General features: G+C 73.8%; 20 protein-coding genes and 1 pseudogene. 11 read left to right on the top strand and 10 right to left on the bottom strand.

Going from position 1 to position 24345, the window contains the following annotated elements:
• Positions 1 to 75: 75 nt before the first annotated feature.
• Positions 76 to 2079: a glycosyltransferase gene (locus EIW28_RS20415; protein ID WP_125249568.1), complete on the bottom strand. Its 2004-nt coding sequence runs from the start codon at positions 2077 to 2079 to the stop codon at positions 76 to 78.
• 370 nt (positions 2080 to 2449) lie between these two features.
• Here EIW28_RS20415 and EIW28_RS20410 point away from each other — a divergent pair, with 370 nt between their 5' ends.
• On the top strand, positions 2450 to 3457 hold the full coding sequence (locus EIW28_RS20410) for a serine hydrolase domain-containing protein (protein WP_158630480.1): 1008 nt from the start codon (positions 2450 to 2452) through the stop codon (positions 3455 to 3457).
• Complete coding sequence (locus EIW28_RS20405; RefSeq protein WP_125249566.1) at positions 3385 to 3822, top strand: hypothetical protein; 438 nt, start codon at positions 3385 to 3387, stop codon at positions 3820 to 3822. The genes EIW28_RS20410 and EIW28_RS20405 overlap by 73 nt, the downstream gene beginning before the upstream one ends.
• A gap of 4 nt (positions 3823 to 3826) precedes the next feature.
• On the opposite strand, the gene EIW28_RS20400 is transcribed toward EIW28_RS20405, so the two are convergent.
• Entirely contained in the window at positions 3827 to 4459 is a 633-nt protein-coding gene (locus EIW28_RS20400) for a GTP cyclohydrolase II (protein ID WP_125249565.1), read from the bottom strand.
• 96 nt (positions 4460 to 4555) lie between these two features.
• Between EIW28_RS20400 and EIW28_RS20395 the strand changes: the two genes are divergently transcribed.
• On the top strand, positions 4556 to 5035 hold the full coding sequence (locus tag EIW28_RS20395) for a MarR family winged helix-turn-helix transcriptional regulator (protein ID WP_125249564.1): 480 nt from the start codon (positions 4556 to 4558) through the stop codon (positions 5033 to 5035).
• Positions 5036 to 5045: 10 nt separating this feature from the next.
• Here the strand turns inward: EIW28_RS20395 and EIW28_RS20390 are convergent, their stop codons facing one another.
• From EIW28_RS20390 to EIW28_RS20380, 3 genes are all read right to left on the bottom strand, one after another.
• Positions 5046 to 6017: an NAD-dependent epimerase/dehydratase family protein gene (locus EIW28_RS20390; protein ID WP_125249563.1), complete on the bottom strand. Its 972-nt coding sequence runs from the start codon at positions 6015 to 6017 to the stop codon at positions 5046 to 5048.
• Between the two features lie 144 nt (positions 6018 to 6161).
• A complete protein-coding gene (locus EIW28_RS20385) occupies positions 6162 to 6734 on the bottom strand; it encodes a DUF7144 family membrane protein (protein WP_187350642.1) in 573 nt (190 codons plus the stop codon).
• Positions 6735 to 6860: 126 nt separating this feature from the next.
• The gene (locus EIW28_RS20380) at positions 6861 to 8675 is read right to left on the bottom strand and encodes an Hsp70 family protein (protein WP_125249562.1); all 1815 of its coding nucleotides are present in this window, start codon (positions 8673 to 8675) and stop codon (positions 6861 to 6863) included.
• 562 nt (positions 8676 to 9237) lie between these two features.
• Between EIW28_RS20380 and EIW28_RS20375 the strand changes: the two genes are divergently transcribed.
• The gene (locus EIW28_RS20375; RefSeq protein ID WP_125249561.1) at positions 9238 to 10485 is read left to right on the top strand and encodes a hypothetical protein; all 1248 of its coding nucleotides are present in this window, start codon (positions 9238 to 9240) and stop codon (positions 10483 to 10485) included.
• A gap of 8 nt (positions 10486 to 10493) precedes the next feature.
• Here the strand turns inward: EIW28_RS20375 and EIW28_RS20370 are convergent, their stop codons facing one another.
• Positions 10494 to 11393 carry an aminoglycoside phosphotransferase family protein gene (locus EIW28_RS20370; protein WP_125249560.1) on the bottom strand — a complete coding sequence of 300 codons (900 nt, stop codon included), beginning with the start codon at positions 11391 to 11393 and terminating at the stop codon, positions 10494 to 10496.
• A 201-nt stretch (positions 11394 to 11594) separates the two neighbouring features.
• Between EIW28_RS20370 and EIW28_RS20365 the strand changes: the two genes are divergently transcribed.
• Positions 11595 to 12806: a zinc-dependent alcohol dehydrogenase gene (locus EIW28_RS20365; protein WP_125249559.1), complete on the top strand. Its 1212-nt coding sequence runs from the start codon at positions 11595 to 11597 to the stop codon at positions 12804 to 12806.
• A 252-nt stretch (positions 12807 to 13058) separates the two neighbouring features.
• Entirely contained in the window at positions 13059 to 13601 is a 543-nt protein-coding gene (locus EIW28_RS20360; protein WP_125249558.1) for a glyoxalase superfamily protein, read from the top strand.
• A gap of 34 nt (positions 13602 to 13635) precedes the next feature.
• Here the strand turns inward: EIW28_RS20360 and EIW28_RS20355 are convergent, their stop codons facing one another.
• From EIW28_RS20355 to EIW28_RS20345, 3 genes are all read right to left on the bottom strand, one after another.
• Positions 13636 to 15261 carry a glycoside hydrolase family 43 protein gene (locus EIW28_RS20355; RefSeq protein ID WP_125249557.1) on the bottom strand — a complete coding sequence of 542 codons (1626 nt, stop codon included), beginning with the start codon at positions 15259 to 15261 and terminating at the stop codon, positions 13636 to 13638.
• Positions 15262 to 15341: 80 nt separating this feature from the next.
• Complete coding sequence (locus tag EIW28_RS20350) at positions 15342 to 15953, bottom strand: RICIN domain-containing protein (RefSeq protein ID WP_125249556.1); 612 nt, start codon at positions 15951 to 15953, stop codon at positions 15342 to 15344.
• 213 nt (positions 15954 to 16166) lie between these two features.
• On the bottom strand, positions 16167 to 17369 hold the full coding sequence (locus EIW28_RS20345) for a sensor histidine kinase (protein WP_125249555.1): 1203 nt from the start codon (positions 17367 to 17369) through the stop codon (positions 16167 to 16169).
• Between the two features lie 141 nt (positions 17370 to 17510).
• On the opposite strand from EIW28_RS20345, the gene EIW28_RS20340 reads away from it, so the two are divergent.
• Positions 17511 to 18371 (top strand): CPBP family intramembrane glutamic endopeptidase, encoded by an 861-nt coding sequence (locus EIW28_RS20340; protein ID WP_125249554.1) that lies wholly within the window; start codon positions 17511 to 17513, stop codon positions 18369 to 18371.
• A gap of 61 nt (positions 18372 to 18432) precedes the next feature.
• Positions 18433 to 19083: pseudogene (locus tag EIW28_RS20335) on the top strand (response regulator); the annotation flags it as partial.
• A gap of 233 nt (positions 19084 to 19316) precedes the next feature.
• Here the strand turns inward: EIW28_RS20335 and EIW28_RS20330 are convergent.
• Positions 19317 to 19733, bottom strand: coding sequence for a hypothetical protein (locus EIW28_RS20330; protein ID WP_125249552.1), 417 nt, complete (start codon positions 19731 to 19733; stop codon positions 19317 to 19319).
• Positions 19734 to 19783: 50 nt separating this feature from the next.
• Here EIW28_RS20330 and EIW28_RS20325 point away from each other — a divergent pair, with 50 nt between their 5' ends.
• From EIW28_RS20325 to EIW28_RS20315, 3 genes are all read left to right on the top strand, one after another.
• Positions 19784 to 20992, top strand: a complete 1209-nt coding sequence (locus EIW28_RS20325; RefSeq protein WP_125249551.1) for an MFS transporter — start codon at positions 19784 to 19786, stop codon at positions 20990 to 20992.
• A gap of 78 nt (positions 20993 to 21070) precedes the next feature.
• Positions 21071 to 21499: a GNAT family N-acetyltransferase gene (locus tag EIW28_RS20320; protein ID WP_125249550.1), complete on the top strand. Its 429-nt coding sequence runs from the start codon at positions 21071 to 21073 to the stop codon at positions 21497 to 21499.
• Between the two features lie 165 nt (positions 21500 to 21664).
• Positions 21665 to 24331 carry an ATP-binding protein gene (locus EIW28_RS20315; RefSeq protein WP_125249549.1) on the top strand — a complete coding sequence of 889 codons (2667 nt, stop codon included), beginning with the start codon at positions 21665 to 21667 and terminating at the stop codon, positions 24329 to 24331.
• Positions 24332 to 24345: the final 14 nt, after the last annotated feature.

The raw sequence follows: 24345 nt of genomic DNA, 5'->3' as shown, positions 1-24345 counted from the left end.
TTCCCGCGCCGCGCATGGAAGGAGGCCCGCAGCCGGGGGCGGCTGCGGGCCTCGGGGAGGGCTGCGGGGGCGGCGTCAGATGCGGACGGCCAGCGGCGCGGGGACGGCCGCGATGTCGAGGTAGACGCGCTCGAATTCGACCAGAGTGGACTCGAGGTCGTGGGAGGCGATCATCTCCAGGCTGGTCCGGCCCATCGCGGCGCGGGCGGCCTCGTCGGCGATGATCGCGCCGATGCGGAGGGCGAGCTCGTCGGTGTCGGCGGGCTGGTAGAGCCAGCCGTTCTCGCCGGGGCGCACCAGGTGCGGGAGGGCCATGGCGTCGGCGGCGACGACGGGCTTGCCCGCGGCCATGGCCTCCATGGTGGCGATGCTCTGGAGTTCGGCGGTGCCGGGCATGACGAACACGTCGCAGCGCCGGTAGGCCCGCACGAGGTCCTCGTCGGGGAGGAAGCCGTGGAAGGTGACGCGGTCGGCGATGCCGAGCTGGGCGGCGAGCGCTTCGAGGCGAGGGCGGACGCTGCCGTCGCCGGCGACCTCGACGCGCACGTCCTGCGGCAGGAGCGCGGCGGCCTCGATGAGCTCGTGGACGTTCTTCTCCGCTTCGAGGCGGCCCACGAACAGGAGCGTGGTGTGCTCCGACTTCTCTTGCGCCCCCGCGTACTTGGCGCGGTCGATGCCGCAGGAGATGGCCATGACGGGGCGGTCGAGGCCGTTGCGCTCGAGGAGCTCGGCCGCGCGCGGGGTGGGGGTGGTGCAGACCGTGGCGAGGCCGTAGACGCGGGCGAGGTCCCGCCAGGCGAGCTTCGCGATGAGGCGGTGCGTCCAGCGCGGGAGGGGGCCGAAGCCGAGGAGGTTCTCGGGCATGAAGTGGTTGGTGGCGACGACCGGGATGCCCGCGGCGGTGGCGGCGCGCACGGCGGCGCGGCCGACGATGAAGTGGGCCTGGGTGTGGACGACGTCGGGGTCGATCTCGGCCAGGAGCTCCGGCACGGCCTTGTCCGCGCGCCAGGGCGGGCAGAAGCGGAAGTCGGGGTGGAAGGGGGTGCGGAGCGAGGCGATGCGGTGGACGGTGACGCCGCCGACGGCCTCGGTGAAGGACTTGCCGGTGGTCGAGGGGCACATGACGTGCACGTCGTGGCCGCGCTCGGCCAGGCCGAGGGCGAGGCGGTGGGCGAAGTTCGCGGCGCCGTTGACGTCGGGCCAGTAGGTGTCGGCGCTGAGCGCGATGCGCAGCGCGCCTTCGGTGGTGCGGGGGCGGGCGGGCGCGGTGGCGCGCTTGGGGAGCGCGCGGGCGAGGACCACGAGGCCGGCGACGGCGACGACGGCGGGCGCGGCCATGGCGGCGAGCGTCCCGATGCTGGTCTCGCCGTAGGCGAAGGCGCCGATGAGGACGGCCACGAGGGGGTCGACGACGGTGAGGGCGCCCACGACGGTGGCGGCCGATCCGGCGGCGTACGCCTGGTGCACGAGCCACGCGCCCGCGAGCGCGGCCGCGGCGGCCTCGGCGATCACGAGGGCCAGGAGCTCGGGCGAGAACGAGGCGACGGCGGCGGCGCGCACGAGCGCGGAGGTGAACCCGAACAGGACGGCGCCCGCGACGGCCAGGAGCAGGCAGCGCGCCCGGCCCTTGAAGACGAAGGCCGCGGCGACGAGCGCTGCGGCGGCCGGGAGCGCCCAGTGGGCGAGGGCGAGGTCCGGCGACGGCGTCAGCGTGCTGCTGCCGATGGCGGAGAGGACCGTCAGGCCCGCGATGCCGACCGTGCTCAGCGCCAGCGCGACGACGACGGAGCGGGTGAGGGCGGCACCGGTGAACACGACGGTGAGCACGAGCGCGATCATGCCGACCGGCTGCACGACGGCAAGGGGCGCGAGAGTGAGCGCGATGATGTGCAGGCCGGAGCCGAGCACGACGAGCCCGTTCCCGACGTACCAGGCGGGCGAGCGCAGGATCGTCCGGATCGCGGGGAGCCGCAGCACCGGGCCTGTCGTCGATTGGGTGACGACGCCGTGCTGAAGGCAGGCGGCGCCGGCGAGGCAGCAGGCGCCGACGGCGGCGAGGACGATGGCAAGGATCAGCATGGATTCCTCTCGGACCGCACGGCGTGGTGCCGGATAGCGGGTGGGCGGGCGCTCAGGCGCGGATCGGTTCGAATATGACGAACAGACTCCCGTATCTGCATATGGGAGTCGGTGAAGCGCGGTCGTCCAGTTGGTTAAGAACTTCCGTCTTCAGTCGTTCGCCATCGGCCGGTCCGGCGTCTGAGCCCCGTACGGCTTGCGAAATTCCTGCCGAGATTAGCAATCCGGTGCCAACGGGGGCACTCCCGCGAACACCCCTCCACATGGTGGGGCTGGCTGTACCTCCGGGCCGCGAGACGCGGCCGCCGGGCACTGCGGGAGCCCGATCGCCATGGGAGACTGGCGGTTCGAAGCGAGGCGAGGAGGCGGCGTGTCAACCGTGGCTGAGGTGCGGGTTCGGCTGGAGGAGTTCGGGCGGCTGGCAGCGGAGCACGGGGTGCCCGGGGCCGCCGTCGCGGTGGCGGTCGGGGGCGAGGTGGTCGAGGCCGCGGCCGGGGTGGTGAACCGCCGGACCGGTGTGCCGGTGACGCCGGAGGCGGTGTTCCAGATCCAGTCGATCACGAAGGTGTGGACCGCGACGCTGGTGATGCAGCTGGTCGACGAAGGCGTGATCGGACTCGGGGACCGGGTGCGGGAGCACCTGCCGGAGTTCCGCACCGCGGACGCGGCGGCGAGCGACCGGATCACGGTCGAGCACCTGCTCACGCACACCGGCGGGTTCGAAGGGGACCTGTGGAGGGCCACGACCGCCGGGGACGACGCGCTGCGGCGGCTGGTCGAGGACGAGGTGCCGCGGCTGGCGCAGGTCGAGGAGCCCGGGTCGCGCTACTCCTATTGCAGCGCGGGGATGGCGGTGCTCGGCAGGCTGGTCGAGGTCAAGCGGGCGCGCACGTTCGCCGAGGTGCTGCGGGAGCGGCTGGCGGCGCCGCTCGGGATCGAGGAGCTGGCGTTCGACGCGAACGACGCCCTCGGGTTCAACACGGCGATCGGGCATGCGCCGCAAGGCGACCGCGGCATATGGCCGCTGCCGGTGTGGGCGACCATGCCCGAGTCCAACCCGGCCGCCGGGAACCGACTCGCGATGTCGGTGCGGGCGCTGCTGGCGTTCGGGCGCATGCACGCCGAGGACGGGCGGGGTCCGGACGGCGGGCGCGTGCTGTCGGCGGCGACGGCCCGCGCGATGCGGGCCGCGCGGGTGCCGGTTCCCGCGGCGCCGGTGGTGCCCAAGGCCGTCGGCCTCGGCTGGGAGGTGTACGGGGACGGCGCCGTCGTCGGCCACGGCGGCGGCGCGATCGGGTTCGCTCGGTGCTCTACGTCGTCCCAGGGCGGCGCGCGGCGGTCGCGCTGGTGGCGAACGGCGGCGACACGGGCGGGCTGATCCGGGCGTTCGCGGAGCCGCTCGTGGAGGAGGTCGCGGAGGCGGAACTGTCCGGTCCGGTCCCTGCTGCGGCGGCCGCCGCGGAGCTGGACCGCTACACGGGCGTGTACGCCAACGGCACCCAGCGGATCACGGTGTCCGCGCAGGGGGACGGCCTGGTGGCGGCCGTCGAGTCCACGGGCGACGCGGCGGCGATGGTCGCGCGGGCCGGGCTGTCCGCCGAGGTCGCCGAGATCGCGCTGCGCGCGGCCGGCCCCGGGGTGTTCGTCACCGGGACCGGCCGGTACGCGCAGTTCCTCGACGCCGAGGCGGGCCCGGCCCGGTTCTTCCACTTCGGCGGGCGGTCGGTCCCCCGCGCGGTGTGACGCCTCAGGCGGCGAGGGCCGGGAGGGCGATGTCGTGGCCGGTGCGCTCGACCTTGGCCTTGAGGTAGCGGACGTTGGCGTCGGTGGCGAAGACGCCGGTGCCGACCGTCTCCGCGACGGTCAGGCCGAGGTCGCGGAGCTGGCGCACCTTGTCCGGGTTGTTGGTGAGCAGGTCGAAGGACTCGACGCCGAGGGCGGCGAGCATCTGGGCCGCGGCGGTGTAGTCGCGGCCGTCCTCGGGGAGGCCGAGGGCGGTGTTCGCCTCGTAGGTGTCGAGGCCGGCGTCCTGGAGGGCGTAGGCGTCGAGCTTGTTGTAGAGGCCGATGCCGCGGCCCTCCTGGCGCAGGTAGAGCAGGACGCCGCCGCGTTCGGCGATGCGCTCGACGGCCTCGCGGAGCTGGGGGCCGCAGTCGCAGCGGGCCGAGCCGAAGACGTCGCCGGTCAGGCATTCGGAGTGCATCCGCACGAGCGGCACGGCGTCCGGGGCGGGGTCGCCGAGGACGAGCGCGAGGTGCTCGCGGCCGTCGACGAGGCCCTCGAACGTGTAGACCTCGGCCGCGGCCTCGAACCCGTCCGCGAAGCGCAGCGGGATGTCGACGCGGGTGCGGACCGTCGCCTTGGTGAGCGTGGTGTCCATGACGCCTCCGAAGCTCGTGCGATGCTGTTCAAATTTGAACCGCGCAATACAAGCTACACTTGAGTTCAAATTTGAACCACTGAAGGCGGTGGAGGTATGGGTCACACGAGATGGCTGGACGACGAGGAGATGCGGACGTGGATGGCGTTCATCCCCGCGTCGAACCTCGTCGCGCGCGAACTCGACCAGCAGCTCAAGGAGGAGTCGGGCCTCTCGCACCTCCAGTACGAGATCCTCATCCACCTGAACGCCGCCGAGACCGGCGCGCTGCGCATGACCGAGCTCGCCGAGCGCCTCATCAACTCCAAGAGCGGCCTGACCTACCAGGTCGGCCAGATGGAGAAGGCCGGGCTCGTGCAGCGCCGACAGTGCGAGTGGAGCAGGTCCGGCGTGCTCGCCGCGATCACCGACGAGGGCCGCGCAGCCCTGGAGCGCGCCGCGCCCGGCCACGTGGCGAAGGTCCGCGAAGTCCTCATCGACGTGCTCACGCCCGAGGAGCGCAAGGCGATCGCGGACGGCCTCGGCCGGGTCCGCGACCGCCTCATCGCGGAGAAGGACGGCGACACCTGCTGGTGACCGCCGCAGGTCAGACCGCGAGCGGGCGCTCGACCCCGAGCCGGTCGTGCTCGATGAGCCAGCGCACCGACTCCAGGATCGCGGCGTCGGGCTCGTACGCCGGCGCGTAGCCGAGGAGCGTGCGCGCCTTCTCGATGCTGCACACCTGGCTGCGCGAGAGGTGCTCCCAGCTGACGTCGGCGTGGTCGCCGGTGCTCGCCGCCCGGAACTCCTCCCAGCTCACGCTCTCCAGGTGCGCCTCCTGGCCGAACCAGGACGCCGCGGCGGCCGCGAGGCCGCGCACGTTCATCGAACTTGGCGCCACGACGTGGAAGTCCTCGCCGCGCGCGGCCTCGGGGCGCTCGATCGCCCGCTCGAAACCCTGGGCGACGTCGTCGGCGTGCACGTGGTGCATGTGCTCGGCGCCGAGCCCCGGAATCCGCAAGGTGCGCCCGGCCGAGAGCGTGCGCCACACCTCGGGGTCGAGGTTCCCGAGCGGCCCGATCGGGTGCCAGCCGGGGCCGACGATGTGGCCGGGGTGGAGCGTGGTCGTGGGAAGGCCGCCGTTCGCGGTCTCCTCCTTGAGCATCCGCGCGATCGCGTCCTTCTGGACGCCGTACTCGCCGAACGGGGGCGTGCCCTCGCCTTCGCGGATCGGGGCGCGGTGGCTGACGCCGTAGCGCCACACGGTGCCGCAGTGGAGCAGGTGGCCGGTCTCGCCGCGCAGGCGTTCCACCAGGGCCGCGGCGGATTCGGGCGTGAAGCAGACGAGGTCGACGACCGCGTCCGGCCGGAGGGCGGCCACGGTGTCGCCGAAGACGCCGTCGGCGTCCTGCCGCTCGCGGTCGGCCGTGACCTGGCGGACCTGCTCCCACTCGGGCGCGTCCGCGTACGCCGCGCGCGTTCCGCGGCTGATGTTGACGACCTCGTGGCCCGCGCGCACCAGCCGCGGGACGAGGAACGTGCCGATGTGCCCGCTGCCTCCGACGACGACGATCCTCATGCTGTTCCCTCCCCCGTGCGGGCCCCGGCCGGGCCCGGCGCCTCGATGCTAGCCGGAGCCGGTTCGGAGACGTGAGGCCAGGACGCCTCCGAGGGCGAACGGAAGGGCGCCGCACCGGCGGTGCGGCGCCCTTGCGGTGCGCTCCTACTCGGGCCCGCGCTTGCGCGGGTCCTGGCGGGCGGCGGCCTCGGCCTGCACCGGGTCGGTGGTCGGCTCCTGGCGGTCGTACATGGTGCGGCTCGGGTTCGCGTACGGCTGCCCCGGCTGGGTGTCGGTGGCCTCCCAGTCGGGGGCCTCCGCGGCCCGGTAGCCCTCGTACTCGCTCTCGACCATGGAGCTGGTGGCGGCGAGCGACCAGATGACGAACACGTCGATCGCGATGACCATGAGCGACCAGAGCGGCTGGTAGGGCATCCAGAAGAACTGCGCGGTCGCGGACAGGACCGCGAGCAGGATGCCGGCCCAGCGGGCCCAGGCCCGGCCGGTGAAGATGAACGCGCCGGTCACGGCCGCGAGCGCGCCGATGATCAGGTGCGTCCAGCCCCAGCCGGTGAGGTCGAGTTGCAGGAGGTACTCGGGCGTGGTCACGAAGATCTCGTCCTCGGCGATCGCGGCGAGGCCGATGATGACCTGCCAGACACCGACCATGACCATCAGGCAGGCGGCGAGTGTCGTGCCTCCGGCCGCCCATGCCGCCCGCTTGTCGCTGTGCGCCATCGTCTTGCCCCCGTTCGAACTGGAGGCGGCCCGGCGCCCGGCGGAGCCCTTCCCCCCGGGAACAGGCCGCTGATCTGGTGATCCTACGTCCGCTGGGGCCCGTACCCGGGCGTTTCTCACTTTCGGCTACCAGAAGACGGTCGGCCAGAACTCGTGCAGGACGAACAAGAGCGCGAACACGGCCGCGACCGCGGCGAGGGCCTGGGCCGCGATGCCGAGCGCGCGCCTGAGGCGTCGGCCCTTCGCGGCCGGCTCGCCGGCGAGCCATTCGCGGGCGCGGCCGAGGAACAGGCCCGCGATGACCGCGAACGCGGCCACGACCATGACGAGGCCGAGCACGGACTCGCGCTCGGCGATCGTCTCGTTCGGCATCACCGGCAGGACGGCGAACGGGACCGCGGCCGCCGCCGCGATCGCGACCAGGGGCGACCACCGGACACGGCGCAGGACCAGGACCGCCGCGACGGGGCAGGCGACCATGGCGCTCCCAAGGACCGCGTTGAAGGCGCCGTAGAGGAGCTGCGGGTCGAGCGGGTGCAGCGCGCCTTGGGCGATGCCCCGCTCGATCGCGCCGCCCCACAGCGGGATGAGCGGCACGGCCAGGAACGCCAGGAGCAGGGCCGAGGCCAGGATCTGGACCGGCGGACGCGGGGCCTCGGGGGCGGGCGGGAGGACGGGATCGGCCGGGCGGTCCGAGGGCGGCGTCGGGGCGGGCGCGGGCGAGGCGGTCGCGGCCGGCGTGAAGGCGGGGGCCGGTGGCGTGCCGGCGGCCGGGGTGAGGGCCGGGGCCGGCGACTCGATCGCCTCCGGAGGCGGTGTGGGGGCCGGGGTGACCGGCGAGGCCGGGGTGCGGCCGGGGGTCGCGCCCGCCAGGTCCACGGTCTCGTCGGCCGCGGCGGCCGTTCCGGCGATGAGGCCGCCCTCGGCGACGACGAGTTCCGGCTGCTCGATCACCGTGGGCGCGAGACCGAGCTGCTGGTGGAGGACGGTCGCGACGAGCGGCATCCGGGAGGCGCCGCCGACGAGGAACACGCCGGCGGTCTGCGCGGGCGCGAGGCCGGCCGCGGCGATGACGGCCTTGGTCACCTTGACGGTCTGCGCGAGCAGCGGGCGGGCGAGGTCGTCGAGCTCGCCGCGGGTCAGGTGCGTCTCGACGTCGCCGGGCGGGACGGTGAACTCGGCGCGGCTGTAGGTCGAGAGGCTCTCCTTCGCGAGGCGGAGCTCGTCGAGGAGCGCGCGGTAGTGGCGGCCTTCGCCGCCCTCCCCGATGCCGGGGTGCTGGAGGCGCAGGTGCTCGGCGATGCGGGCGTCGATGTCGAGACCGCCCAGGTCGGCGCGGCCGTCCTGCGACAGCACCTCGAAGCCGCCGCCGCGGCGCGCGACCACGGTCGCGTCGAAGGTGCCCGCGCCGAGGTCGTAGACGACGACGGCCTGGCCGTGGTCGATCCGGTGGCCGAGGCGGCGCAGGAAGTACGCGGCGGCCGCGACGGGTTCGGGGACGAGGCGCACCGCGCCGAGACCGGCGCGCTCGGCGGCCTCGCTGATCGTCTGCCGCCTGGTCGGGCCCCAGGTCGCGGGGACGGTCACGGTGACGGCGGCGAGGGAGCCGGCGACGCGGACGGCTTCGGTCCGCACCCGCGTCAGGACCGCCGCGATCGCGTCGGTCACTGCGATCTCGTTCTCTCCCAGGAGGATCGAGTCGAGGTCGATGCGGCGCTTGGGATGCGGTTCCAGTGCGGCGGGCCGGCGGCGGCCCTGCTGGAGCGCGAAGCGGCCGACGAGGAGTTCGCCGCCGTCGGCGAACACGGCCGACGGCAGGAGCGGAGAGCCCTCGAACAGCAGCGGCCGGGCCGGCTCGCCGGGCGCGGCGAGCATCGCGATGGTGTGCGAGGTGCCGAAGTCGACCCCGAGCGAGGCGCTTCCGGTGGGCCTGTCGGTCACAGCTAGGGCCGCCTTCTCGTTCACGGTTCCAAACCCGGTAATGCTAGTGCGGCCCGGCCAGTCGCCCGACGGCGCGAGCGAGCGTACGGCCCTGGAGCCGCGTCCAGGGGTCCGCGAGCGCGAGACGGGCCACGCCCGGGGCTAGTTCAGGCGGGCAGGTCGGAGCGGGAGCGGGGTGCGGATGCCGACGCCTGCGGCCCGGCCAGTCGGCGCGGGCAAGCAGCCCTGGAGCCGCGTCCCGCGAGCGCGAAACGGGCCACCCGGGCCAGAGCTCACGAAGCAGGCAAGGGGCGAAGCGGGGATGCCGCCTGCGGCCCGACCGGTCGCCGGCCGGCGCGGGCGAGCGGCCCTGGAACCGCGTCCCACGAGCGCAGGCGGGGGAGGCGGAGCGGGGCCGGAGGGAGGCGCTGCCGAGACGGACTATGAAGGGTGCCAACGTGAACGGAGTCCAGCGGCGTGCTCCGCGCGGGGGCGTGGTGCTCCTCGCGTTCTCGCCCTTCGGATCGGACGGTAGGGTGACCGCTACCGTCCGCTTTCTCCGAGTCACGAGGATTCCGCCCCCATGAGCTTCCCGCCCCCGCCGCCCGACCGGATGCACCTCCAGTACCAGCCCGCGCCGCCGCAGCAGGCGGGCCCGGGCGGGGCGTACGGGCCGGTGCAGCAGCGGCCCGACCAGCCCGTGCCGGGCCAGCTGCCGCCCGCCGAGATGACGATGGCCAAGCCCGGCACGATCACCGGCGTCCAGGTGATCCTGTGGATCTTCACGGCCCTCGCCGGACTCGGCGACATCGCCGCGGCGATCAGCCTGGTCGAATACTTCACGCCGTTCGGCCTCATCGGACTCGCCTGGGCCGCGTACTCGACGGTCCAGGCCCTCACCAGCGGCATCCACATCACCCGCGGCAAGCGGTGGGCGTGGATCTGGTCGCTGGTCAGCTCCATCCTGGGCCTCGCCATCAGCGCCGCCGCGATCGTCTTCGGCGTCGTCTACATCGAGGTCGCCGCGCTCACGCTCGTCATCGGCGTCGTCCTCGCGGGCCTGTACGGGACGCTGCTCGGCCTCCTGTGCTCGAAGTCGGCGCGCCAGTGGATCCTCATGCACCGCATCCGGAGAGGCGAGGTGCAGGTCCAGGGCCTCGCCGCCGGGCCCGGCGGCCCCGCGCAGGCCGCGCCGGCGGACCCGCAGCGGCCCGAGAAGCGGCCCGGCGCGGCGACGTTCGCGGTCGTCGCGGTGTGGCTGCTGGCGGCGCTCAGCGCGTGGAGCCTCGTCAACGACATCCGCTTCCTCATGGCCGTCTCGGCCGAGTTCTACGGCTTCGGCGACGCACTGTTCATCGCCGGGCACCGGCCCCCGGTCTACGACCTGATCGCGCACACCGTGATCCTGGTCGGCGCGCTCATCACCGCGCCGCTGCTGGCCAAGGGCAAGTCGGGCGGCCGTGTCTTCGGCATCGTCTGGTCGATCCTCGCCACGGTCTTCGCGGGCCTGATGCTCACGTTCGTGGTCATCGACTACGTCGACGGGTACTACGACCTGCCGCCCCTGCCGGGCAGGATCGATCCGCTGATCCCCGCGTTCGGGTGGACGATCCTGCGCACGGCCCTGGCACTGCTGGTGTTCGTCCTGCTCCTGACGCCCGGCGTGCGCGCGTGGACGCCCGGGAAGCCGCCGTCGGCGCTGATCATGGTGGTGCCGCAGCCGCAGGGCCCGTACGGGCAGCCGGGGCCGTCCATGCCGCAGCAGCCGGGACCGTACGCGCCGCCGCGGCAGTCCGGGCCGTACGGGCCGCCGCCGAACTCGGGGTACTGAGCACCGCGCTAGCGGAGCGCCTCGTGCTCGGCGATGACCGCGTCGATGACGCGGCGGCTCGCCTGCGCCTCGGCGTGGTCCCAGGACACGAGGAGGAGCGCCTTCCAGATGGCCCAGCCGCGGGCGCGCGCCCAGGTCGCCTCGTCCTGCGCGACGGCGCGGCGGAACGCCTCGCGGCTCGCGCCCTCGAACATGGTCCAGGCGATGACGAGGTCGCAGGCGGGATCGCCGACGCCGGAGGTGCCGAAGTCGATGACCGCGGCGAGCTTGCCGTCGCGCGTCAAGAGGTTCCCCTGGGCGATGTCGCCGTGGAACCAGACCGGCTCGCCGGTCCAGCGCGCCGCGAGCGCGGCTTCCCAGACGCGGGCCGCGGCGGCGGTGTCGACGCGGCCTTCGAGTTCGCGTAGGGTCTCGCGGGTCTGGGCGTCGTAGTGGGCCGGGTCGGCGCCGCGCTGGAAGCTGTGCTCGCCGCCCGCGGGCCCGCCGGTCGGGTCGGCGGCCTGGAGCGCGGTGATGAAGCCGGCCACGGCTTCGGCGAACGCGGTCATGTCGTCGATGCGGGAGGGATCGGCGGTCTGCCCGTCGATCCAGCGGCGCACCGCCCAGTGGTGCGGGTAGCCCTCGCCGGGGCGGCCGAGGCCGAGCGGCTCGGGGATCTCGACGGGGAGTCGCGGGGCGAGGACCGGGAGCCAGCGGTGCTCCTTCTCCACGGCCAGCGCGTACGTCGGGCCGGTGGGGAGGCGCACGGTCATGTCGGGGCCGAGGCGGTAGGTGCGGTTGTCCCAGCCGTCGACCTCGACCGGTTCGACCGGGAGGCCGCTCCACTGCGGGAACTGGGCGGCGACCAGGCGGCGCACGAGCGCGGCGTCGATGCCGGCGCGGCCGTCGGCGTGGCGGTTGTCGGACATGCGGACATTCTTCGCGGCCGCGGTATGGGCCGCAACGGGTTATCGGTCCGGATGCATGAGCGGCGGCAGCGCGGGTAAGCCGATGGTCGGCGCACGGCCTCCGACCGCGCGCCGGGGCGATCGCCGGTTCGGCACGCAGAAGTAGAGGGCGCGGGCCGGACCGGCGAGCCTTCCGCAGCCGCAGCGAACGAGGGGGACGCGATGAAGGCAGTGGTGTGGCACGGAGTGGGCGACATCCGGCTGGACGAGGTGCCCGAGCCGGCGATCCGGGAGCCCGGCGACGCGATCGTGCGGATCACGCGCAGCGCGATCTGCGGGACGGACCTGCACATGGTGCGCGGGACCGTGCCCGACATGGTCGAGGGGACGATCCTGGGGCACGAGGCGGTGGGGGTGGTCGAGGAGTGCGGCCCGGAGGTGCGCGGGTTCCGGCCCGGCGACCGGGTCGTGGTGCCCTCGACGATCAGCTGCGGCACCTGCTCGTACTGCCGGGCCGGGTACACCTCGCAGTGCGACACCGCGAACCCGAACGGGGCCGCCGCCGGCACGTGCTTCTTCGGCGGCCCGAAGTCGACCGGGCCGGTCGACGGCCTCCAGGCGGAGTACGCCCGGATTCCCTACGCCGCGACCGGCCTGGTCCGCATCCCCGACGCGGTGAGCGACGACCAGGCGATCCTGCTGTCCGACATCTTCCCCACGGCCTGGTTCGGCGCGAAGCTCGCCGAGGTCGGCACCGGCGACACGGTGCTGGTGCTGGGCGCGGGCGTGGTGGGCCAGTTCGCGGTGGCCGCGGCGAAGCGGCAGGGCGCCGGGCGGGTGCTCGTGGTGGACGGCATCGCGTCGCGGCTCGACAAGGCGCGCGAGCAGAACGCCGAGACGATCGACTTCAACCGGGAGGACCCGGTGGGGGCGGTCAAGGACCTGACGGGCGGCATCGGCGTGGACCGGGTGATCGAGGCGGTCGGCGTGGACGCCGAGCGCCCGAAGTCCGGGCCGGCGGCGGAGCCGACCGCGCGCGAGGCGGAGCGGTTCGAGCAGGAGCGCTCCGCGGCCGCGCCCGAGGGCGACCCGGGCGGGGACCAGTGGGTGCCCGGGGACGCGCCGAGCCTGGCGCTCCAGTGGGCGGTCGACGCGGTCGCGAAGGCCGGCAGCGTCGGGATCATCGGCGTGTACCCGGCGGGGTTCCGCAGCTTCCCGATCGGGGCGGCGATGAACAAGAACCTGACGGTGAAGATGGGCAACTGCAACCACCGCCGCTACCTGCCGCACCTGCTCGACGTGGTGGCGGCCGGGGCGGTCGACCCGACGGCGTTCATCACGCGGCACGAGCCGCCGCTCGACGCGATCGCGGCCTACGAGTCGTTCGACCGGCGCGAGGACGGGTGGCTCAAGACGGTGCTGGACGTCGCCTGACCGCCGGCGGGCGGGACGCTGGGACCGGGTGTCCGCTCGTCCGGTGCAGCGGTGCTTCGGGAGCAGCGGTGCGGTTGACCGGGGCCGATCGCGGCGGCTAGGCTGGCCGCGGCTGATGCGGCCGGCCGCCTGCGCCCTCCGGGGCACGGTGAACGCATCGCGATCCGCTCGACGGTCTTCCTCGCTTCCGGCGGCGACCATGGCAGCAACGCAGGCACTGGACATGACCTTCGCCGCGAGAAGGACGACCTCATGCGCGATTTCCGCGACGCCAAGACGATGGCCAAGACCCTGCGCGCCGAACTCGAGCGGCACGGCCTGACCGGGCTCACCCACAGCCGGAGCCTCGAGATCGTGGCCCGCCAGTTCGGGTTCGACGACTGGAACGTGCTGGCCGCCAAGCTCACCGCCGCCGAGCGGGCCCGCGGGGCCGCGAGGCTCGGGGCGCCCGTGCCGGTCCTGCGGACCTTCTCCGAGGCGAAGGCCCGCGAGTTCTACCTCGACTACCTCGGGTTCGAGGTGGCGTGGGAGCACCGGTTCGAGGACGGCGCGCCGCTGTACACGCAGGTCGAGCGCGGCGACACCGTGCTGCACCTGAGCGAGCACCACGGCGACGGCAGCCCCGGCGTCGTCGTCTTCGTGCCGCTGACCGGGCTCGACGCGTTTTACCGCGAACTCGCGGCCAAGCACTACCCGAACCTGAACCCGGGCGTCGAGGACGTCCCGTGGGGCGCCCGCGAGATGGCCGTGATCGACCCGTTCGGGAACACGCTGCGGTTCAACGAGTACCGGTAGGCCGGTCGGGGCCCGCCTCGCGGGGCTCCCGGGCTCAGGCGACGGTGAAGCGGTTGACGGTGACGGCGCCGCCGAGGGCACGGGTGGCGTAGTTGAAGACCGCGAAGCGGTAGCCCATGAAGAAGGTCCAGTTGCTGTTGAGCGTGAAGGCGGGACCGAGCGGGATGAACGCCGACCCGTCGGTGCTGTAGGAGAAGGCGGCCTGGCGCCCCGAGCCGGGGCGGATGTCGGCCGTGACCCGCAGCCAGACGCGGTCGGAGCACGGGTCGGCGGTGGCGCGCTCGGTGCCGGTGCCGGTGGTGTTCCAGTTCGAGTCCATGGTGAGGCCGTCGGTCATGGAGATGCGGGTGACGCCGTTGTCGCGGCGCAGGCCGATCCAGGCCGAGGAGTCGCGCAGCATCGCGAGGCCGGCGCGGTCGCCGTCGATCATCGCGGAGGGGTTGATCTCGACCGTGGCGGTCGAGGACGGGCCCTGGATGCGGTGGGTGAGGGTGTTGCGCGCGTTGTAGAGGTCGTTCGTGACGGTGGCGGTCTGGAGGCGCAGGCCCGCGCCGGTGGACCACTTCGTGTTGTCCGGGTTGTGGTTCCACTCCCACTTCGGGGCGAGCGCGGACGAGGTGAAGGTGTCGGTCCCGGTCAGGGGCGGCACGGGCTGCGGCGTCAGGTTCGGGAAGGGGTAGCTGCTCCCCCAGGCGCCGTTCACGGTGGTGACCTGCGGCCAGCCGTCCGAGGTCCAGGTGATGGGCGCGAGCGCGGGCATGCGGCCGCCGGGGTAGGCGTCGACGAAGGCCATGTAGTACCAGGCGCCGGCCGGGGTGGAGACGAGTCCGCCCTGGTGGGGGACGCCGCCGCCGCTGATCGGGCCCGGCATGTTCAGCAGCACTTGGCGCAGTTCGTAAGGGCCCCAAGGGGAACTGGACTTGAGGATGTACTGGCCGTTGGCGGGGCGGGTGAGGAAGATGTAGTAGCTGCCGTTGATCTTGTAGAAGCGGGCGCCTTCGAGGGTGCCGATGCTCGACGGGGTGGTGAAGACCTGCTGGTTGCGGACCTCGGTGCGGCCGTCGGCCGAGAGCTGGGCGACCGAGATCTGGGTGTTGCCGTAGGCGACGTACATCGTGTTGTCGGTGTCGACGAGCATGCCGGCGTCGTAGTAGGCGCGGGCGAGCTCGGCGTGGCGGGTCCAGGGGCCGGCGGGGTCGGTCGCGGTGTACATGTAGGACCGCGCGAAGTCGATCTGGCCGAGCCAGTAGTAGCGGCGCTCGGAGGCGCGGTAGGCGATGGTCGAGGCCCAGATGCCGCGCACGTAGCCGCGGCCGCCGGACAGGTCGTACTTCGCCCCGAAGTCAAGGCGCGGCACCGAGTGGCCGATGAACTCCCAGTTGACGAGGTCGCGCGAGCGCAGCACGGGCGCGCCGGGCGAGTAGTGCATCGTGGAGGCCGTCATGTAGAAGTCGGACCCGACGCGGATGACCTCGACGTCGGCGAAGTCCTGCCAGACCACGGGGTTCGCGTAGCTCTGCTGGGCTTCGGCGCCGGTGAACGGCAGGAGCGCGCTCGCGGCGGCGGCCCCGGCGAGCACGCCGGCGCCGCCGATGAAGAGGCTGCGGCGGCGGCCCGGGCGGTCCAGCCAGGACGCGGGGGTGCCCTCGGGTGTCGGCATGGGGAGTCCTTTCAGGAGGCGGGACCGGGCGGGGCGGCGCGGACCGGCGGGTGCGCCGCCGCGGCCCGGCCCCGGGTCGGTCAGGCGGAGGCGAAGTCGGCGAGGAGCGCGTCGCCGCCGCAGACGGTTTCGGCGGGGACCAGGGAGAACTGCTGGTTCGTGGCGCCGGTGGGGGCCCATTGGCGGATCGGGTCGCCGGCGGTGGTGGACCAGTTGTAGACGTCGAGGGCCTTGCCGGAGTGGCGGTTCAGGAAGGTGTAGTAGCCGGCCGAGTTCCTGGTGACCTGCCACTGCTGGTTGGTGCCGTTGACGTTGGTGTACTGGGCGACGGTGCCGCCGTCGGCGGTGCTGAAGTTCCAGACGTCGAGGACCTGGCCGGAGTGGCGCGCCTGGATGCGGTAGTAGCCGCCGCCGGAGTCGATGAACCGGAACTGCTGGTTGGCGCCCTGGGAGGCGGTGTACTGGGTGAGGATCGCGCCGGTCGCGGTCGAGGCGCCTTGGATGTCGAAGGCGAGGCCGGAGTGGCGGGAGACGATCGTGTACCAGCCGCTCGTGTCGGGCGGCTGGGCGTCGGCGCGGTCGGCCTGCAACGAGACGAGCGCGGCGGTGGCGAGCACGACGGCCGCTGCGAGCACGGCGAAGCCGCGAATCCGGCGGGCGAGGGTCGGGAGATCGGGTGCGGCCGAAGTCATCGAGTTCTCCTCTGCGTGCCGCGGCGGCAAGCGCTCCCATATCGGAGCGACCAGACTGCCTGCGGCCCATCGGTATCGGGAGGCGCCTCTGTGGTTATCGCTCACAGGCCGAAGCCGGTTCCGAAACGTTCGAAGCGCCGCCCGAAATTAAGATGACTCGAACTATAGAGATTCGTCGATATGTTGTCAATGGACACGGCACCGGTTGCGGCCTCATGACCGTGCCGGGGCGTGTAGCGGCAGCGACGCGCTGAGCGCCCACTCCGAGCCGCCTTCCGGGCCGGCCGAGGCGTGGCCGCCGAGGACGCGGACGCGTTCGGTGACGCCGGTGAGGCCGCGACCGCCCGCCCGCTCGCCGGGGGCGTCCACGAGTCCGTTCACGATCCGCAGGTGCAGCCGGTCCCCGGCGACGCTGAGGCGCACGCGGATCGCGGCCCCGGGCGCGTGCCGCAGCGCGTTCGTGACCCCTTCCTGGACGATGCGGTACGCCTCCCGGGAGATCGCGTCCGGCACCGATCCGGGGTCGCCGTCGAGTTCGACGGCGAGCTCGGTCCCCGTGCGCGCGATCCGGTCGCTGAGCGCGTCGAGGTCGGCGAGCGTCGGCTCGGGGCGCGTGGAGGCCGGTTCGCCCCGGAGGACGCCGAGCGCCCGGTCGAGGTCTTCGAGCGCCGCGCGGGAGGTCCCCTCGATGGCCTCCATCGCGAGCCGCGCGCTCTCCGGGTCGGACTCCATGGCCTGCTTGGCGACCGCCGCTTGGATGGTGGAGGCGGTGAGGGTGTGGCCGATCGAGTCGTGGAGGTCGCGGGCCAGCTGGTTGCGGGCGGCGGCGCGGTCCGCTTCGGCCTCGGCCGCGGCGAGCCGCTCGGCGAGTCCCGGACCGAGGAGCTGGGCCGCGAGCCGTCGCATGAGGACCGTGTACCCGGCGCAGCAGTACACCGCCGCCACCAAGGCTCCCGCCCCGGCGGCGAGCGTCCACGCGCCGGCCGCGCCGGGCTCGACCGACAGGTCCGACCCGAAGGTCACGGCTCCGCCGCCGCGGAACCACACCACCGGGAGCCCCAGGGCCGCCAGCGCGACGGTCGAGACCGCGGCCAGCGCGCCGCCCGCGACCGTCCACGACAGCAGCCAGGCGGCGGTGGCGAACCGGCGCGGCCGCAGCGGCGCCGGGAGTGCGGTGCGCAAGAGGCCGTTGGCGAGCCGCAGGCCGGCGCGACGGGCCGGGCGCAGGAGTCCGACCGCGCCGGTGAGGAACCACGCCGCCGCGACGAACAGCGGCGCCGGGATCGCGGTGGGCCAGAAGACGAGGAGCCCGGCGGTGACGAGCGCGATCGAGGCGGCGAGGACCATCGCGAGGCAGGCGTGGATCCAGCCGAGGTACGGGACGGCGGTGAACGGGAGGCGGAGGAACTGTCGCATGGCGGCGAGTCTGCCAGGGCCGCCCGGCGGGTCGCCTCCCTCGCGAGAGGGATCTCAAGACCACGCTTTCTAGGGAGTCAAGGCGGCGTCGCCGCGACGAGGGTTGTGGGCGTATCACCGCATTCGAAAGGACCTCTACGCATGACGACCCGCACCAAGGGCGTACTCGTCTTCATCCTCATCTCCTTCGGCCTGGCCTGGGCCGGGATGTTCATCGCCCGCCTCGGCTTCGGCCTGTCGCTGGTGAACCCGCTCGTCCAGCTGGCCGGCATCGCCTTCACCCCGGCCATCGCGGCGTTCGTCGTCCGCAAATGGGTCACCCGCGAAGGCTTCGCGGACGCCGGGATGCGGCCGCGGATCCGCCGGAACCTCGGCCTGTACCTCGCCGCGTGGCTCGGCCCGCTCGCCTTCGCCGTCATCGCGCTCGCGCTGGCCGCGGGCCTCGGCATGTGGGAGTTCGACCTGTCGGTCTTCGCGCTCCTGCCGGGGCAGCCGGTGTGGGTCTCGATCGGGGTGCTGCTGCTCGCGGTCCTCGTGCTGACGCCGATCTACTGGGGCGAGGAGTACGGCTGGACGAGCTACCTGCGCCTGCGCCTGTTCCCGGAGCGGCCGTTCGCCTCGACGCTCGCGACCGGCCTCATCTGGGCGGTGTGGCACTACCCGCTCGCGTTCCTGGGCTACATCGAGTTCGCGAACGTCGCGCTCGGCCTGGCGGTGTGGACGGTCTCGTTCATGTTCCAGGAAGTGATCCTCACCTGGTTCCGGATGCGCAGCGGATCGGTCTGGGCCGCGAGCCTCGCGCACGCGGGCAACAACATGATCCTCGCCCTGCTGGTCGGCACCGCCCTCGGCGACGACAGTCCGGTCGCGCACACCTTGGTCGGCACGGTGCCGATGGTGGCGCTCGCCGCCTGGATCATCTTCAGCGGCCGCCTCGCCGCCGACCGGGCGGAGCCATCGGAGCAGCAGGAGCCTCGCCCGGTCGCGGCCGCACGCGGCTGAGTCACCGGCTTTGGCTCCCGGCACGGCGTCCGGGCCGCCGGCGGAGTGGCATCATCGGGCGATGCCCACTCCGCCGGTGTCGGTCCTCATCGCCGACGACGACCCGCTCGTGCGCACCGGACTGCGCGCCCTCCTCGCCGCCCGGCCCGAGATCGAGCCGGTGGCGGAGGCCTCCGGCGGCGACCAGGTGCTGCCGCTGGTGCGCCTGCACCGGCCCGACGTGGTGCTCATGGACGTGCGCATGCCGGGCATGGACGGCATCGAGGCGACCAGGACGCTGCGCGAGGCCCTGGAGGCACCGCCGCAGGTCCTCGTCATCACCACGTTCGAGAACGACGAGTACGTCTACCGCGCGCTGCGCGCCGGTGCGGCGGGCTTCATCCTCAAGCGCAGCGACATCGAGCAGATCGCCCGCGCGATCCTCACCGTCGCCGCCGGCGACGGCCTGCTGTTCCCCGAGGCGATCCGCACGCTCGCCGCCGAGCACGCCCCGCCGCCGGGCAACGCCCACGGCCCGATGGCCCTCACCAAGCGCGAAGCCGAGGTCCTGCGCCTGATCGCCGAGGGCCTGGCGAACCAGGCGATCGCCTCGCGGCTGTTCCTGTCGCTGGAGACGGTCAAGTCCCACGTCCGCAGCGTGCTCACCAAGCTCGGGGCCGCGAACCGCACCGAGGCGGTCATCATCGCCTACGAATCGGGTTTCGTCCGTCCCCGAGGCGGCCGCGAATCGTCATTATCGTTGCGGTGCAACACTTTCCCGATCAGGGCCGGTGCAGTGCTCGGTCGCGCTGCCCAGGGGCGGAGCCGGAAGCGGTAGTCCGTGCGCGGGCCAGCTCGGGCTTCACGGGGTGGTGCGGGGCCGAGGTGGGGCCGGTGCAGTGCTCGGTCACGCTGCCCAGGATCGGAGCCGGAAGCGGTGGTCCGTGCGCGGGCCGGCTCGGGCTGTCACGGGGTCTGGAGGCGGCCCAGGCCGTCGAGGACCTTGGAGACGTGCTCGACCTGCCGCGGGTCGTGCATCCGCAGCTCACGGAACTCCCGTTCCGGGTCGCCGTCGCGCAGTTGCGTCACCCACTCAATAAGGGCGGCAGTGCCTTCAGGCGTCGGAGCGAAGGCGGTCCCGAAGAAGCCCGGGTCCACCAGTTGCCCGGTGTCGCCGGTGAGGATCTCGGCGAGCGCCAGCGCGGTCATGTCGTAGAGGTACTCGTCGACGGCGGGGTCGCCGCCGAGCAGTCCCTCCGCGCGGGCGGCGGCGACCAGCTCGTCGGCGGTCAGCCGGCCCCGGCCTTGAGCGAGGCCCTGTACCAGCGCGAGCACCTCGAGGCCCTCGTCGCTCTCCAGCGCCTTGACTCCCCATGAACCCATGGCGCCCACCATAACGGCCGCCGACTCGCTCGGACTCCTACGATCGGGGCATGAGGCTCGACGGATCGTTCTGGCGGTTCTGGGCTGCGATGGTGCTGGCGAACATCGGCGACGGCATCCGGGTCGCCGCGTTCCCGCTGCTGGCCGCCTCCATGTCGCAGGACCCGTTCACCGTGGCCACCGTGGGCGCCGCGGCGGCGCTGCCGTGGCTGCTCACCGGCGTGTGGGCCGGGGTGCTGGCCGACCGGCACCAGGCCCGGAGGCTGCTGCTCGTCACCGACTTGATGCGCATCGGCGTGCTGGCCGCCCTGGTGGTGGCGCTCCTGACCGGGCATGCGCCGATCGCGATCGTGGTCGCGGCGGCGTTCGCACTCGGGGTCGGGGAGACCGTGCGGGACACGGTCGCGCAGACCGTGGTGCCGAAACTCGTCCCCGCGGCGCTGATCGAGCGCGCGAACAGCCGCATGGTGTCCGGTGAGGTCGTGGGCAACGAGTTCGCGGGGCCGCTCATCGGCGGGGCGCTGTTCGGCCTCGGGGCCGTGCTGCCGTTCGCGTTCAACAGCGGTGCGCTGGCGATCGGCGTGCTGCTGCTGATGACGATTCCCGCGGCGCTGCTCGCGAGGCCGGCCGCGGCCGGGAAGCCGCGTCCGGTCAAGGCGAGCGAGGGCCTGGTGTGGCTGTGGCGGCACCGGACGCTGCGCAGGATCGTCGCCACGTCGGCGCTCGTCGCGTTCGCGGACGCCGCGTGGTTCGCCACGTTCGTGCTCTTCGCCGGGCAGCGGCTCGGGTTGGGCGCCAGCGGGTTCGGCGTGCTGCTCGCGGTGGGCGCCTTCGGCGGTCTTGCGGGGGCGTGGACCGCGGACCGGCTGGTCGGGGACGGTCGGCACGTCCGGGTCCTGATCGCGACGGCCGCGGCGATCAGCTTCACGCCGATGCTGCTGGTCGCGGCCCCGGACCTGTGGTCGGCGGTCGCGGTCATCCTGGTCACGAGCGCCGCGTTCGGGGTCTTCAACGTCGCGGTCACCTCGCTGCGCCACCGCCTGGTCCCGTCCGACCTCCTCGGCCGCACCATCGCCGCGGCGCGCACGGCGGTGCTCGGCGCCGAAGCCCTCGGCGCCCTGGCGGGCGGCCTCATCGCGACCGTCTCCGGTCTCGACGCGCCGTTCCTGCTCAGCGCCGTCTTCGGCGTCGCCGGCATCGCCCTCTGGCTCCGGCGCGGCGGTCCCTTCGGGAAGGACGTGCTGGCCGAACCCGCATAGCGACGGCCTTCGCCTGCAACGGCTTCGCGGCGGCGACGCGGCCGGTCGAGCGCGGCCGGGCGCTCGTACAATTCCGCGATGGAGATCGTCGACATCGAGCCCGGGGACGCGCGGCTCACCACCGAGCTGCTGCCCGTCCTCCGAGAGCTGCGCCCGCACCTGAGCGCCGATGACTTCCTCGCCGTATACGACGAGGGCCACGGGCAGGGACTGCGCTTCACCGCGGCGTACTCGGAGGGCCGCTGCGTGGGGGTGGCGGGCTGGCGAACCGTGGCGAACACCAACCGGCTCCGGATGCTGTACGTCGACGACCTGGTCACGCTCACCGAGGCCCGCTCCACCGGAGTCGGGCACGCGCTGCTGGAATACCTGAAGCGGCGAGCGCGCGAACTCGGCTGCACCGCGTTCCACCTCGACTCCGCAACCCACCGGCGCGACGCCCACCGCTTCTACATGCGGGAGCGGCTGACCATCATGGCCTTCCACTTCGCGCTCGAACTCGACTAGGGCCGGCCGGCGCCGCCCCGGACCCGCGGCCTTCAGGCGGCTCCGAGACGGCGGAACCTCGATGCGGCCGGGCGTTTCGAGAGGGCGCCACGGCTGGTTCCTTTCCCGGCCGGGCCGCCGGTTCGGGACGTCGACGGCGGTTGCGGGCCTGCCTATCATTGCGGCATGTCAGAGCCCCCCGGCAACGCCCTCGACAGCGGTCCCGACAACGCCGACGGCAACGGTCCCGGCCACGTTCCCGACAGCGTTCCCGACACTGCCTCCGACCATGCCTTCGCCAACGCCCGCGTCAACCTCCGGCCGCTGCGGAAGCGGGCGATGCTGACGCAGGAGGAGCTCGCGCGCAAGGCGGGCGTGGGCACCCGCACGATCAGGGACATCGAGGCGGGTCGGGTGCGGCCGCAGCCGCGCACGCTGCGACTCGTCATCGAGGCGCTCGGGCTCGACGAAGCGGACCTGGCGGCCCTCACCGGCACGCCGGTCCCGGCGGAGGCGCCCGAGTCGGGGCCGGTGACGCTGCCGTCCGGGACGACCGCGTTCACCGGCAGGACCGCGAGCCTGGCGATGCTCGACGCCGCGGTCGGCGCGAGCCCGCTCGTCGTCCTCACCGGGCCCGGCGGCGTCGGCAAGACGATGCTGGCGCTGCACTGGGGTCACGGCGCCCGCGACCGGTTCCCCGGCGGGCGGCTCTACGCGGACCTGCGCGGATTCAGCCCCGGCGGCACCGCGGTGCCGCCGGCCGAGGCCGCCCGGCTCCTGCTGCTCGCCACGGGCATGGACCCCGCGCGGATCCATCCCGATCCCGACGCCCGGCTCGCGCAGTACCGCGCCGCCATGCGCGGCGAGCGCCGCCTCCTCATCCTCGACAACGTCCGGGACGCCGCCCACGCGCGGGCGCTGCTGCCGGACCCGGGGCGGACGCACACGGTGGTGATCAGCCGCCGCAGCCTCCTCGGACTCGCGGTGTCCCACGGCGCGAACGTCATCGGCGTCGAGCCGATCGACCGGGCCGAGTCGGCCGCGCTGCTCGAACGGCTGCTCGGGCCCGCCCGGGTCGAGGCCGAACCCGAAGCGGTGGAACGGATCGTGACCCTGTGCGCGGGGCTGCCGCTCGCGCTCGCCATCGCCGGGGCCAGGGCCGCCGCGCGTCCGCGCGATCCGCTGCGCACCGTCGTGGACGAACTCGAGCGGTCACGGCTCGACGCCCTGGCCGTGGAGGACGACTCGGTCGACGTACGGGCCGTGTTCTCGTGGTCCTACCGCGCGCTCGAACCCGATGCGGCCCGGCTGTTCCGGCTGCTGGCCCTCAACCCCGGGCCCGACTTCAGCGCCGCGGCGGCGGCCCGGCTCCACGGCGGCCCCGCAGCCGAGGCCGACCGCGCGCTCCGGTCCCTCACCGAAGCGCACCTCGTCGAAGCCGACGACCGAGGCCGGCACCGGCTGCACGATCTCATCCGGCTCTACGCGGGAGAGCTCGCCGCGGCCGACCCCGACCGGGACGCCGCCCGCGCCCGCCTGCTCGACTGGTACCTCCAGCGCGCCGCCGCCTGCCGGGCGGCCCTGTACCCGGCGATGGTCGGCATCCCCGGCGTCGACGTCGAGGGGCCCGTGCCGGCGGGCGACGAGGCCGCGGCGTGGCTCGAAGCGGAGTGGACCAACCTCGTCGCCGCCGCCGAGGACGCCGCCGGGCGCGGCCCCGAACCGTTCGCGTGGCGGCTCGCCGACGTGCTGCGCGGATACGTGTGGCTCCACATGATCGGCGACGACGGCGTGCGCCTCGGCCGCGCCGCCCTGGACGCCGCCTCGGCCTCCGGCGACCCGCTCGGCCTCGCGGCGGCGGCGAACGCGATGGGCTGTGCCCTCATGCGCCACAACCGGATCGACGACGCGATCACGCACCTGCGCGACGCGGCCGCCGCCGCGCGGGACGCCGACTGGCCCGCCGGCGCCGCCTCCGCCGAGGGCAACCTCGCGGTCGCCTGCTACCAGCGCGGCAGGATGCGCGAAGGGCTCGCGCACGCCTACGCCGCGCTGCACGCCTTCCGCGACATGGGCGAGACCCGCGCCGAAGGCACGAACCTGCACTGGCTGGGGCTGTTCCACTCGCTCCTGGGCGAGCTCGACACCGGGATCGACTACCTCGAGCAGGCGTTGAAACTCACCGCGGAGGCCGGGAACGACCCGGTCAGCAGGGCCGTGCTGACGCACCTGGCCGAGATCCTGATCTTCCGCGGCCGCCTCGACGAGGCCGAAGCGCGCCTCGCGGAGGCGGCCGCACTCGAACGCGGCAGCGTCAGCATCGACAAGACCGGGGACCGGCTCGGGGTCCAGGCCCGCCTCCTCCTCGCCGCCGGCCACACCGGCCAGGCCCGCGCGCTCGCGGCGCGGGTGGCGGAGGAGCGCGCCGCCGACACCGACCACCGGGTCCAGGCGGCCGCGATGGTCACGCTCGCGGACGCCTGCGGCGCCGAGGGCGAGCACGGCGCGGCCGTCGCCCTGTACGACCAGGTCCTCGCCATGACCGATCACGAGGCCACCGTCTTCCACCGCGTCGAGGCCGCCGTCAACCGCGCCGGTGCGCTGCGGCGCGCCGGCGAGACCGCCCGGGCCGAGTCCGCCGCGCACGAGGCGCTCGCGACCGCCAGGGACGGCGACTACCGGTTCCTGGAGGGCCGGGCGCTCAACGTCCTCGCCCGGCTCGCGGCCGCGGCCGACCGGACCGAGGAGGCCGCCGACCGGGCGCGGGAGGCGCTGGCGATCCACCGGGAGACCGGGCACCGCGCGGGCGAGGACGAGTCGCTGCGCATCCTCGGCCGCGTCGAGCGCTCGTGACCGGCCGCGGCCCG

The sequence above is a fragment of the Glycomyces terrestris genome, assembly GCF_003933745.1.
Taxonomy (GTDB): domain Bacteria; phylum Actinomycetota; class Actinomycetes; order Mycobacteriales; family Micromonosporaceae; genus Glycomyces; species Glycomyces terrestris.
The sequence above is the reverse complement of the archived record's forward strand: the minus strand, read 5'-3'. Positions and strand labels throughout refer to the sequence as shown.